The sequence below is a fragment of the Aliidiomarina indica genome (genome assembly GCF_015354615.1).
Classification (GTDB): domain Bacteria; phylum Pseudomonadota; class Gammaproteobacteria; order Enterobacterales; family Alteromonadaceae; genus Aliidiomarina; species Aliidiomarina indica.
Genome location: NZ_JACAVQ010000001.1, coordinates 468917 through 480935, shown reverse-complemented (window position 1 = coordinate 480935; position 12019 = coordinate 468917). Strand labels below are relative to the sequence as shown.

At 49.0% G+C, this 12019-nt stretch carries 11 protein-coding genes; 2 read left to right on the top strand and 9 right to left on the bottom strand.

Going from position 1 to position 12019, the window contains the following annotated elements; all coding sequences use genetic code 11:
* Positions 1-44: 44 nt before the first annotated feature.
* Positions 45-2414 (bottom strand): phosphoenolpyruvate synthase, encoded by a 2370-nt coding sequence (gene ppsA / locus HXZ99_RS02155; RefSeq protein ID WP_194755620.1) that lies wholly within the window; start codon positions 2412-2414, stop codon positions 45-47.
* Between the two features lie 148 nt (positions 2415-2562).
* On the opposite strand from ppsA, the gene ppsR reads away from it, so the two are divergent.
* Positions 2563-3369, top strand: coding sequence for a posphoenolpyruvate synthetase regulatory kinase/phosphorylase PpsR (gene ppsR, locus HXZ99_RS02150; RefSeq protein ID WP_194755619.1), 807 nt, complete (start codon positions 2563-2565; stop codon positions 3367-3369).
* Between the two features lie 7 nt (positions 3370-3376).
* On the opposite strand, the gene HXZ99_RS02145 is transcribed toward ppsR, so the two are convergent.
* The 4 genes from HXZ99_RS02145 to htpX all read right to left on the bottom strand — a co-directional run bounded on the left by HXZ99_RS02145 (position 3377) and on the right by htpX (position 7407).
* Positions 3377-4174, bottom strand: coding sequence for a DUF1338 domain-containing protein (locus tag HXZ99_RS02145; protein WP_194755618.1), 798 nt, complete (start codon positions 4172-4174; stop codon positions 3377-3379).
* A 173-nt stretch (positions 4175-4347) separates the two neighbouring features.
* The gene (locus tag HXZ99_RS02140) at positions 4348-5706 is read right to left on the bottom strand and encodes a class II 3-deoxy-7-phosphoheptulonate synthase (protein ID WP_194755617.1); all 1359 of its coding nucleotides are present in this window, start codon (positions 5704-5706) and stop codon (positions 4348-4350) included.
* A gap of 181 nt (positions 5707-5887) precedes the next feature.
* The gene (locus tag HXZ99_RS02135; protein WP_194755616.1) at positions 5888-6526 is read right to left on the bottom strand and encodes a flavin reductase family protein; all 639 of its coding nucleotides are present in this window, start codon (positions 6524-6526) and stop codon (positions 5888-5890) included.
* Complete coding sequence (htpX, locus tag HXZ99_RS02130; protein WP_194755615.1) at positions 6523-7407, bottom strand: protease HtpX; 885 nt, start codon at positions 7405-7407, stop codon at positions 6523-6525. Before htpX ends, HXZ99_RS02135 begins: the two co-directional genes overlap by 4 nt.
* A 147-nt stretch (positions 7408-7554) precedes the next feature.
* Between htpX and pepE the strand changes: the two genes are divergently transcribed.
* A complete protein-coding gene (pepE, locus tag HXZ99_RS02125) occupies positions 7555-8280 on the top strand; it encodes a dipeptidase PepE (RefSeq protein ID WP_194755614.1) in 726 nt (241 codons plus the stop codon).
* A gap of 14 nt (positions 8281-8294) precedes the next feature.
* On the opposite strand, the gene bioD is transcribed toward pepE, so the two are convergent.
* Genes bioD through bioB form a run of 4 tightly spaced genes read right to left on the bottom strand, consistent with a single transcriptional unit; the run spans position 8295 to position 11986 of the window.
* The gene (gene bioD, locus HXZ99_RS02120; RefSeq protein ID WP_194755613.1) at positions 8295-8987 is read right to left on the bottom strand and encodes a dethiobiotin synthase; all 693 of its coding nucleotides are present in this window, start codon (positions 8985-8987) and stop codon (positions 8295-8297) included.
* Between the two features lie 24 nt (positions 8988-9011).
* Positions 9012-9815, bottom strand: a complete 804-nt coding sequence (locus HXZ99_RS02115) for a methyltransferase domain-containing protein (RefSeq protein WP_194755612.1) — start codon at positions 9813-9815, stop codon at positions 9012-9014.
* Positions 9793-11010, bottom strand: a complete 1218-nt coding sequence (locus HXZ99_RS02110) for an aminotransferase class I/II-fold pyridoxal phosphate-dependent enzyme (protein ID WP_194755611.1) — start codon at positions 11008-11010, stop codon at positions 9793-9795. Before HXZ99_RS02110 ends, HXZ99_RS02115 begins: the two co-directional genes overlap by 23 nt.
* Entirely contained in the window at positions 10967-11986 is a 1020-nt protein-coding gene (gene bioB, locus HXZ99_RS02105) for a biotin synthase BioB (RefSeq protein WP_194755610.1), read from the bottom strand. The genes HXZ99_RS02110 and bioB overlap by 44 nt, the downstream gene beginning before the upstream one ends.
* Positions 11987-12019: the final 33 nt, after the last annotated feature.

The following is a 12019-nucleotide window of genomic DNA, read 5'->3' as shown; positions in this document are numbered from 1 at the left end:
ATGTACTGCTATAAGGGGCACTGATTGCCCCCTTTGTTGAAAAGTTACTGCACGTGTTTACTCAAATAAAGCCACGTATCCACCACAGTGTCAGGATTCAGGGATACAGAATCAATACCTTGATCCACAAGCCACTGGGCAAAATCTGGATGATCAGACGGACCCTGACCACAAATCCCGACGTATTTGCCCCGTTTCTTAGCCGTTTGAATGGCCATTTCTAACAAGGCTTTCACCGCAGGATCACGCTCGTCGAATAAGTGAGCGATAAGACCAGAATCACGGTCAAGGCCCAGGGTTAATTGGGTTAAATCGTTCGAACCAATCGAGAACCCATCGAAAATATCTAAGAATTGATCGGCCAACACGGCATTGGAGGGTAATTCGCACATCATAATCACCCGCAGGCCATTCTCACCCTTACGCAGTCCGTGCTTAGCAAGTAAATCGATCACCTTGCGCCCTTCATCAAGCGTGCGTACGAATGGAATCATAATCTCCACGTTCGTCAGTCCCATATCGTTACGAACCCGTTTAATAGCCTCGCACTCTAGGGCAAAACATTCCACGAAATCACTCGACAAGTAACGGGAAGCGCCCCGGAAACCTAACATAGGATTCTCTTCTTCCGGTTCATACTGGCGTCCACCAATTAAATTGGCATATTCATTCGATTTAAAGTCAGACATCCGCACAATCACCCGCTCAGGTGCAAATGATGCACCAATGGTGGCAATGCCTTCTACCAAGCGCTGAATGTAGAACTCTTTTGGATTCTCATAGCCTGCGATCGTTTCTTTAATTAAGGCTTGGAGTTCTGGCGTCTGATCATCAAAATGTAATAACGCTTTTGGATGCACACCAATCATTCGATTGATAATAAACTCCAGACGGGCGAGACCAACCCCGGCGTGCGGCAGCCGAGCAAAGTCGAAAGCCCGATCTGGGTTGCCCACGTTTTGCATAATCTTGAGCGGTAACGGTGGCATGTTTCCCACTTCCGACTGGGTCACCTCAAATTCTAATAGGCCACGATAAACCATGCCGGTATCACCTTCAGCGCAACTAATGGTAACTGGCTCACCATCCACAATAGCCTTGGTTGCGTCACTACAGCCAACGATCGCTGGAATACCTAGCTCACGGGCAATGATTGCCGCATGACAGGTGCGACCGCCGCGATTCGTAACAATCGCAGCAGCCCGCTTCATAATGGGCTCCCAATCTGGATCTGTCATATCAGTGACAAGAACGTCCCCTGCTTGAACTTGATCCATTTCCGCAATGGAACTGAGTACCCGAGCCTTGCCCGCTCCGATCTTTTGGCCAATCGCGCGACCCGTCGTGATCACGTCTGATTGCGCTTTAAGATTAAAACGTTCAATACTATTGGAGTTTTCATTGGAACGAACGGTTTCGGGACGCGCTTGCACGATATACAGCTTGCCATCAAGCCCATCTTTGGCCCACTCAATATCCATCGGGCGGCCATAATGCTTTTCAATCGTGACAGCTTGGCGAGCAAGTTCCATCACTTCATCATTGGAAATTGAAAACGCCCGAGCGCGCGTCACATCAACATCCTGAATCGTTACTTGCTTGCCGTGCTCCTGCGATTCGGCATACACCATTTCAATCTTTTTAGACCCCATGGTGCGGCGAATTACTGCAGGCCGCCCTGCCGCCAATGTAGGCTTGTGAACATGAAACTCGTCAGGATTTACAGCCCCCTGCACAACCATTTCGCCTAAGCCATAAGACGAGGTAATAAACACAACTTGGTCGAAACCAGATTCGGTATCGATGGAAAACATGACACCCGATGACGCGAGATCACTGCGAACCATGCGCTGAACGCCTGCCGATAACGCGACGCCGCGATGGTCATAGCCCTGGTGCACCCGATAGGAAATGGCACGATCATTGAAGAGCGATGCGAAGACGTGTTTGATTGCTTCCATGATGGCATCAATGCCTTTCACATTCAGAAAGGTTTCTTGCTGCCCTGCGAAGGACGCATCAGGCATATCCTCAGCGGTTGCCGAACTGCGAACCGCAAAGCTTGTCTCGTCATCGCCGCCGCTAAGCTTCGCGTAAGATGAGCGAATAGCGGCATCCAGTTCGGATGTGAATGGCGTGTCGATAATCCACTGGCGAATATTCGCGCCAGCAACTGCCAATGCCTTTACATCATCGACATCTAGATCGTCGAGGACTTCATAAATTTTTGCGTTGAGGCCACTTTGCTCGAGGAAGGTATTGAAGGCATGGGAGGTGGTCGCGAAACCGCCGGGAACAGTAACACCAAGACCGGCAAGGTTACTAATCATTTCACCGAGTGAGGCATTTTTACCACCCACTCGATTCACATCGTTCATACCGAGTTCTTCATACCAAAGTACGTAATCTTGCACGGTGTAATCCTTTTCCATTTGTAAGGTTGAGGGTTGGGCTAGCTTGCTGCATTCAAAACGCAACCACGAGGGCTACAACGAAGGTTATTTTACACATCCCTGCCGAACAAGTTAACATTTGTGTCACTTTCTAAGAGAACATTTTCTTATGCGCACAGCTTATTACATTTCAGACGGTACCGCACTGACCTCAGAAACCTTTGGGCACGCGATATTGTCGCTGTTTCCAGTGACGTTTCAGCACAAAACGCTGCCTTTTATCGATGATGAGGATAAGGCGCTAAGAGCAGTCGAGGAAATTAATCAGTCTTATGCAGAGACGGGCGAACGTCCCTTGATATTTCACACCTTCGTTAATCCGGGTATTAAGCGCATTATTGTTAAAAGTGAAGGTGTTAGTTACGACTTTCTCGACCATTACGTCGCTCCTGTGCAAGCCGAGCTTGGGGTTGAAGCGCAACCGAAAACGAACCGCACTCACGGCATAAGTGCCGATTACAATTTTCGGATTGATGCCATTAACTACACACTCGAGAACGATGATGGAGTAACCACACGTAACTATGGGGAAGCTGATATCATTTTAATTGGCGCATCGCGAACGGGGAAAACACCCACCTGTCTATATTTGGCGTTGCAATACGGTATTAAGGCTGCGAACTACCCGATTACCGAAGATGACATGGATAACTTAGAGCTTACTTATGATTTAAAAATGCATCGTCATAAGTTATTTGGTCTCACCATTGATCCTGACCGTTTACAAAGTATTCGGGAAGCGCGGCGCGCCGGCTCCCGCTATGCGTCTCAGAAACAGTGTGAATTTGAAATAGCAGAAATTGAAGCCTTGTATCGTCGCGAGGCAATCCCCTATCTTAACTCGACCTATGCATCGGTTGAGGAGATTGCCGCGAAGATTATGACCACAGCAAACCTAAAACGGCATCGTTATTAAAAAACCGTTATTTGCTGTGGGTACTCTCAAATATCTTATCGGCGGAGGCGGCAACAAAGCCTGTGTAAAGTTTACCTGGCGCTAATTCATAACGCTTGGCAAATTCATAGAAGCAGCTCGGGATGCGGGCTGCTTTATCTTTAAAACGCACTTCCGCATGATCCGCCATAGTTGAAGACTGCTCTAGATACACTTCAGGAGAGCCTTTAATTTCGCCCCCGGAGCTATTAAGGGTAAAGCCAGCATCTTTGAGCTTGGCATTCACACTTTCTAGGGTGCTATAGCCAGGTAATGCATTCACACTCACGGTAAAGTGGTTGGCGCAGAAGCCAAATGCACTCATCCATGCCGCATATTCACTCTCTGCGAGAAGCTGCTGATACTCAGCATAAGTGATATCCCAATGGGTTCCCGAGTATAAAAAGGCAGGCTCAGTGACGTGCGTGGCGTCAATACCGGTAACCATTCGCTGAATTATGTCTTGTACCTCAGGGGAAAACTCTTCCACCAGCAACTCACTGACAAACACTTTGGGTAAGCTTGGATCTGCGTGCTCAAAATGTTTTGCCCGTAACTTTTTCTCGGTGAACTCATAATCACCATTGGCAAAGTATCCCATACTCTCGATAATTTTAGTCAGGGCTTCAAGATTCACCGGCGCCAAGTTAAAAGTACGAAAAGCGACATGATCATTAATGATTGAATGCCCTTGCCCCAACACCTGATGAACTTTGTCAGCTGAAGGTGTGCGCTGGATATAGTCTTGCCAGAGGTTTTCAAAAAATTGATGAACTTGCTTAGACATGGAACGAACTCCTGTTTCCACTGCCAGTACGACGAGCAAACCACGTTCGACTGCAGGAATAACCTTGATAAAAGCCAAATGGCCCTATCAAACCTACGAAAAGACAGGCTCGAAAGCCTGTCTATACAATGTGCTTATTATCGCATATTAAAACGTCAATTGACTAGCATCGGTTACACACTTTTGCCATGACGAGCGCGGGTTAAGGTCTCTGACACCAAAAACGCCAACTCCAATACTTGATCCGCATTCAAGCGAGGATCGCATTGGGTTAAATAACGCTGCTCGAGATCGTTTTCGGAGATTTGGTAGGCACCGCCAGTGCATTCAGTAACATTTTCCCCGGTCATTTCTAAGTGAATGCCGCCCGCATGGCTGCCTTCTGCTTGGTGTATAGCAAAGAATTGCCGAATTTCCCGGATGATCGCATCAAAGTTACGAGTTTTGTAACCGTTATCCGCTTTCATGGTATTGCCGTGCATCGGATCGCTTGACCAAACTACGTGGCGCCCTTCTGCTTGAACGCGACGAATCAATGGCGGAAGGTTTTCGGCTAAGTTATCCGCCCCCATACGCGTGATCAGGGTCAGGCGACCCGGCACGTTATTAGGATTGAGCGCATCGATTATCGCCATGAGCTCATCAGCAGTCGCCTTAGGTCCAATTTTTACGCCAATGGGGTTATGAATACCCCGGAAAAACTCGACGTGAGCATGATCGAGTTGACGTGTCCGTTCCCCCATCCACACCATATGAGCCGAACAATTGTAGGGTAAACCCGTTAAGCTATCAGTACGGGTCAATGCTTCCTCATAAGGCAACAACAAGGCCTCATGGGAGGTAAATAACTCGGTCTCATGAATAGTTGGGTGCGTCTCAGCAGTAATGCCCAACACTTCCATAAAGCGCAATGCTTCTTCAATGCGCTCTGACACTTTTTGATACTTTTCCTTCATCGGATTGGCAGCGATAAAGCCCATATTCCACTTGTGTACTTTGTGCAGATCGGCGAAACCACCTTGAGCGAAAGCACGCAGTAAGTTAAGCGTTGCAGCTGAATGATGATAAGCAGTAAACATCCGCTTAGGATCAGGCTCACGGGCTTCTGGGGTAAATTCTGCGCCATTTATAATATCGCCGCGATAGCTCGGTAAGGATACGCCACCGATGGTTTCAAGATCACTTGAACGGGGTTTCGCAAATTGCCCTGCCATGCGCGCCACTTTAGTCACCGGAACGGAGCCGGCAAAAGTAAGCACGATGGCCATTTGCAGCATGACTTTAAAGGTGTCGCGAATTTTCGGTGCGGTGAAATCTCGGAACGATTCCGCACAATCACCGCCCTGCAGTAGAAAGCCACGGCCTTGGCAAACATCCCCTAGGTGCTCTTGTAAACGACGAATTTCCTCAGCAAACACCAAAGGCGGATATTGCTTGAGTTGTTGCTCAACTTCGGCCAATGCGTCTTTATCAGCATAGTTGGGCTGTTGCTGGATGGGGAATTGTCGCCAGCTATCGGGAGTCCATTTCATTCGTTTTTCCTCGTTACTTCATGAAGAAAAGCTGAATACGGGCCCTGCTTTCAATGCGAAGCAAAAGAATGTACTCAAGGGCTTTCCAAGCAAATTAATCTAAGACTCTTAAATGTATAGAGCAGGCGTGAGGAATGCAACGCAAAATGCCGGGAAAAAAGCGCTTAACCCAAGCGATTTTTTATTTTGGCCGCGGAACCGTCAAAACCGTGCCTAAACTACCGTATTGATCAGCCCCTAAGCGTGATAACGGATTAACTTTCATGGCATCCACTGTGAGCCGCTCTGTTTCAGTACCATCGGATTTTTTATGCAGGGTACTCTGCGCAACTGCATCATCCATATACACGTGCTCAATCTCACCAAAAATAAGATCTTGTGGCGCCCCTGGTATTGAATGAATGTGATGCAGCCGACAGGCAAAGGCGATTGCGCAAGAGGCTATGCGCGGTACCGGAAAGTTTTCAAAAGGAACCGTGTCCAGACCAAGTAGCTGCAACTCAGATTCATCGGCCGGAAGCGCCCTTGAACTATCGGTGACCGCTTGGGCATGCTCTAGGGACGGAATATGAACCACAAAGCGCTCATTCTGGCGTATGTTTACTTTTGTATCTTTGCCCTCACCCGCTGCTTTATTCCCCACCGAAAGCATCAATAACGGCGGCGCGCTGCTTATCGCAGTGAAATAACTGAACGGCGCCAAATTTAAATGCCCGTCTTTATGTTCACTGAGCACCCAGGCAATTGGCCTAGGAATCAGGGTTTGCGTCATCAAGTGATAAATTTGCGGCGCTGGCGTATCTGATAGTGACAGAATCATTTAAACCGTCCTTGCTGAAGCGCGTCTATACGCTTCTCAATAGGTGGATGTGTCATCATTAACTCAGACCTGGACAACTTGCCCTTAATACCGAATGCCATCATCCGGTCATCTAGCTGGGATTCGCGCCCTTGCTGTAAGCGACGCAGTGCAGCGATCATTTTTTGCGGGCCGACTAAACGCGCCGCACCCGCATCGGCACGATATTCGCGCTGGCGCGAGAAATAAAACACAATAACCTGCGCCAACATACCAAATAGAATTTCAAATAAAATGACCAAGCCAAAGTAAGCAAAGCCCCCACCGCCGGTGCGCGAACCGCCTTGATTGCCCCGTAGAGCATTATTGATTAACCCGGCCACAACTCGCGCCAAGAAAATCACAAAGGTATTCACAACGCCCTGAATCAAAGTCAGAGTGACCATATCACCATTGGCTACATGGCTAACTTCATGGGCAAGTACCGCTTCCACTTCGTCTTTATTCATTGACCGTAATAGGCCGGTTGAAACCGCCACAAGCGAATTATTCTTGCTCGGGCCAGTTGCAAAAGCATTAGGCTCTGGAGAATCGTAAACCGCCACTTCTGGCATTTTAATGCCCGCTTTGCGCGCTTGTGCGGACACGGTATCTAACAACCAGCGCTCTGCTTCGTTACGTGGCTGTTCAATTACCCGTGCGCCGGTACTCCGTTTTGCCATCCATTTTGATATAGCCAGTGAGATAAACGCCCCACCAAAGCCAAACAAGGCAGCAAATATGAGCAAGCCTTGATAGCTACCGAAATCAATACCAAATACAGCCATTAGGATATTGAGCACGATGCTCAAAACCACTATTACCGCTAAATTAGTGGCCAAAAACAAAACGATACGGTTCATACAGTACTACCTCTAAGGGACGTTCAATTCTTCGAATATTGGGATTTGGCAATAATTTTTCAAGCATTTGAGAAACAATTGAGCCGTATTTAGCGCAATGTTATGCTGATTTCACAGTGTAATTTATTCAGGATACCTACGATTTCTATGACCGAACCTCATGAGTCACATCAACGCAACTTACTGCTATTGAGCAGTTCAAAAGCGGGCGATTCCGATTACTTGGTGCATAGTAAGTTTTGGCTTAAATCCCATTTTTCCCATGCACAAACCATTGTATTTATTCCTTATGCAGGGGTGACCCAATCGTATGCCGATTATAGCGCGCGGGTAAATGCCGCGCTTGCTGATATGGGCATGCATATTCGTGGTATCGAGAGTTACGCCAACCCGCGTGATGCAATTGCTCAAGCGGACGGAGTGATTGTTGGTGGCGGCAACAGCTTCGTACTTCTCAACACCCTGTATCACTATGGTTTGTTAGATCCGTTACGTAAACGCATTAACGGCGGTATGCCCTACGCCGGCTGGAGCGCAGGTGCGAATATTGCGGGTCTGAGTATAAAAACAACCAATGATATGCCGATTATCGAACCGCCCTCATTCACCGCCCTTGGGGTGGTTCCGTTCCAGCTCAATCCCCATTATATCGATCAACACCCACCCGGCTTTCACGGTGAAACCCGCGCTCAGCGCTTGACCGAATTTATGCATGTCAATGCGCATACGACAACCATTGCTTTGCGTGAAGGTACAGGGCTAAAAATTGAAGGTAAAACCATGCGTTTGTTAGGCACGCTTGATGCCGTCGCATTTTCTGACGGCAAAGCCCAACCGCTTGCAGCGGGAAGTGCCCTAAATCAGTACTTATAAGGCTGCGTTCGCGGTTATAAATCCAAACGCGGGTGCGCTGCTGCTAACCACTGAGTAGCGCTATCTTCGTTCTCCAAGAAAGGCACTTCTGCAAGCAACGGGGCCTGAATGCGGGCTTTCAAGGTTTCGATGTTTTCTCGGTAATAAGGCATGGGTTCAGGAGACAGCTGGTTCGCAATCCAGCCACGTAGATGGCAACCACTTTGCGCAATGGCTGCCACAGTCAACAATGCGTGGTTCAAGCAGCCGAGCTTCATTCCAACCACAAGAATGACCTCTTGATTTGTTTCACGCACAAATTGAGGCATGACGTCGCCCTGATCCAGAGGCAACATCCACCCGCCAGCGCCTTCACTTAAGAGGACATCCGGCGCACGGTCATAGAGCGTTTGCCACGCCATGGTCGAGCGCATTAATAAGCCATGTTCATCGACCAGTTCTGCAGCAATGTGCGGTGCGATGGGCGGTGCTAAGGCAATTGGATTAACTTCATGATAATCGACGCTAATCGTCGCTGCCGCCTGCAGCGTAAGTGCGTCACTATTTTCAAGCCGTTGGCTTTCCTCATTCCAGGTGCAGCCTGCGGAAATGGGTTTCATAGCCAAGGTCGACAAGTTACGCTGGCGCCAGTACTGCAAGAGTAATTCCGATACTCTTGTTTTACCGGAGTCGGTATCTGTGCCTGTGATAAAAATGCATTTCGTCATGAGTTATACGCAACTTATATATATTTACTGAATTGATTTATAAGCAATAACAAAACCAACGTTATATGTGAGAGGCAAAAACCCTTGATTGCGATAGGCTTCATATTCCTGTGTCAGGAAGAGAAGTTCCGAACGGCTTAGGCTGCGTGTTGGGGTTGCTTGATAATCCGCGCCAATACCGGACACACTGCGTATTAGGGTCGCTACATCGTCGAATTCTCCTACCACCGCTTCACTCTGGGCTAGTTGAATAGAAAAGCCTGCGGCTGTCAGTGCAGATTGCCATTCATCCAACGATTTATGCGCATTTGTTCCCGCCCCTACCCGACCTGTCATCTGTCCGTAACGCGCACGCAATTGTGCCAAGGGCATAAGGCTATCATCGAGCACTGTGGAAAAAACAAAGCTCCCACCCGGGGCCAATACACGCCACGCCTCAGCGCAAAGGGCCTGAAGTGAATTTGCCCACTGCACGGCAAGATTTGAATAAATGAGCGTCGCCATGCTCGCATGAAAAGGAAGTGCTTCCATATCCGCCAGTACGAACTTCAACGACGGGCAAGCACGCTGCGCCTGGGCTAACATCGGTGTCGCAATGTCCACACCCACGTAGCGCTGTGCCCGCGCCGACAATGCATCTGCAAAGATCGCGGGGCCGCAACCTAGATCAAGCACGGTGCCCTGATTTTGTTCAGATACATGCGTCGAAGCCAGACGCAACAGAGCCTCGCCGGTATGTTTTTGCACGTTGGCCAGTTGCTTATAACGCTGAGCAGCGCGGCCAAAATGTGCTGCAACTTCTGATTTATCGTACAACGCAGGCCTCATAAAGAGATTTATTGGATTTAAAAATACGCACTAATGCAGTGAATAACTCATCGATATCCGATTCACTATGTCCAGCAGATAACGTAAAGCGTAATCGCTCGGTGCCCTTTGGAACCGTTGGTGCGCGTATCGCAATACAGCGAATGTGGTGTTCCTTTAAAGCGCGCGCGAGCGCCAAAGCCGCGGATGCCGAGCCCACCAATAAAGGCTGAATCGGGGTATCAGAGGGCAACATCCGTAAATTTAACTGGGCCGCGAAGTCCTGAAAGCGCGCAATATTCCGTGCCAGCATACCGCGACGCTCTGGCTCTGACTGGATAATCTGCAAGCTCGCGTGAATGGCATGCGCCTGTGCACCGGAAAAAGCGGTCGAATAAATCAGGTGCCGGCATTTTTGCACGAGAAAGTCGGAAATTTGTTGATCGGACGCCACAAATGCACCGCCAAGGCCAAAGGCTTTGCCGAAGGTACCGGTTAGAATGTCCACAGATTTAGCATCGTGCATATCCATCGCACCGCGGCCATGCATCCCGCGCACCCCTAGCCCATGAGCGTCATCAAGGAAAAACAACCCATTCTGCGCCCGTGCCAACGCACTCAACTCAGATACCGGGGCTAAGTCGCCATCCATACTAAACACCCCTTCACTCACAATGACGGGTGTGGCCTCTGGTTGCGCTTGTTTCAATGCCGACACTTGCTTAGAAGCATGGACGACATCGTTATGATGAAAACGACGAATTGACGAACCTTTCGCCCCATCATACAAGGAGGCGTGGGAGAGTCGATCAAGGACAGGAACCCCACCTAGCGTTTGCAACGCGTGCAGCGTTCCTTGATTGGCCGCGTAACCACTGCTAAATAGCAATACTCGCGGGTAACCTAACCAATCGCCAAGCGCTTCACTTAATTTGTGATGGGCGCTGGAGTATCCCGACACCAAAGGGCTTGCACCACTACCTGCTCCCCACTCGATTAAACCCTCGCGAAAGGCTTCAAGCACCTGTGGGTGAGAACGTAAAGCCAAGTAATCATTATTGGCAAACTGGCCGCGAAACGAATCGGCAGGATATGGCCAAGGCTCGAGCTGCCGCCATTGGTCTGCTGCCGCGACCGTATCCAATGTTTGGCTTATGCGTTCACGTAACATACTAGGCAGTGGCCGTTGCGCCCTGCTCGCGCGCTGTCGCATCATAGAATAAGGGCTTCGATTCTTTGCGCTGCTCCGGTGTTAATCCCAGACGCTCGAATAGCTTAAGATCTGCTTCAGCGACCGGATTTGCTGTTGTAAGCAGCTTCTCACCATAGAAAATTGAGTTGGCACCAGCAAAGAAACACAAGGCCTGTAGCTCATCACTCATGGTTTCCCGTCCAGCCGACAAGCGCACATGAGACGTTGGCATCAAAATGCGCGCTACTGCGATACAGCGAACAAACTCAAATGGGTCTAAATCTTCAAGATGATCGAGCGGCGTGCCCTCTACTTTCACCAATTGGTTGATTGGCACGCTCTCTGGCGGCACTGGCATATTTGCAAGCTGTTGCAACAAACCAACCCGATCCGATTGTTCTTCACCCATGCCGACAATCCCACCTGAACACACCTTCATACCTGCGGTGCGAACATTACTTAAGGTATCTAAGCGATCCTTATAGGTGCGCGTGGTAATAATATCTCCATAATACTCAGGCGATGTGTCGAGATTATGGTTGTAATAATCCAGTCCCGCTTCGGCTAGCTTGGCCGCCTGTGCTGAATCCAGCATGCCCAAAGTCATGCATGTTTCCAGTCCGAGTTCACGTACCCCTTGGATCATGGCGATGATTTTCGGCATATCACGCTCTTTCGGGTTGCGCCATGCGGCACCCATGCAAAAACGCGAGGCACCTGTGTGCTTAGCCCGTTGTGCTTGCTCTAACACTTTTTGAACTTCCATCAATTGCTCTTTCTCAAGACCGGTATCGTAGCGCGCACTTTGCGGGCAATATTTGCAGTCTTCTGGACAGGCCCCAGTTTTGATGGATAACAAGGTGCTCACTTGCACCTCATTTGGGTTGAAATGAGCGCGATGGACGCTTTGCGCTTTAAATAGTAAATCATTGAAAGGCATATCAAAAAGCGCTTGAATATCTGCGCGTGACCAAGTTTCACGTGTGCTAAGTTGAGCCATGAGAATTCCGCATTTTCATTGAATAAAGACTCG

Bases quoted from the DNA above. Each gene is read 5' to 3' on its own strand.
- ppsR (WP_194755619.1), top strand. From the start codon at position 2,563: ATGCGCACAGCTTATTACATTTCAGACGGTACCGCACTGACCTCAGAA.
- HXZ99_RS02145 (WP_194755618.1), bottom strand. From the start codon at position 4,174: ATGTCTAAGCAAGTTCATCAATTTTTTGAAAACCTCTGGCAAGACTAT.
- HXZ99_RS02140 (WP_194755617.1), bottom strand. From the start codon at position 5,706: ATGAAATGGACTCCCGATAGCTGGCGACAATTCCCCATCCAGCAACAG.
- HXZ99_RS02135 (WP_194755616.1), bottom strand. From the start codon at position 6,526: ATGATTCTGTCACTATCAGATACGCCAGCGCCGCAAATTTATCACTTG.
- htpX (WP_194755615.1), bottom strand. From the start codon at position 7,407: ATGAACCGTATCGTTTTGTTTTTGGCCACTAATTTAGCGGTAATAGTG.
- pepE (WP_194755614.1), top strand. From the start codon at position 7,555: ATGACCGAACCTCATGAGTCACATCAACGCAACTTACTGCTATTGAGC.
- bioD (WP_194755613.1), bottom strand. From the start codon at position 8,987: ATGACGAAATGCATTTTTATCACAGGCACAGATACCGACTCCGGTAAA.
- HXZ99_RS02115 (WP_194755612.1), bottom strand. From the start codon at position 9,815: ATGAGGCCTGCGTTGTACGATAAATCAGAAGTTGCAGCACATTTTGGC.
- HXZ99_RS02110 (WP_194755611.1), bottom strand. From the start codon at position 11,010: ATGATGCGACAGCGCGCGAGCAGGGCGCAACGGCCACTGCCTAGTATG.
- bioB (WP_194755610.1), bottom strand. From the start codon at position 11,986: ATGGCTCAACTTAGCACACGTGAAACTTGGTCACGCGCAGATATTCAA.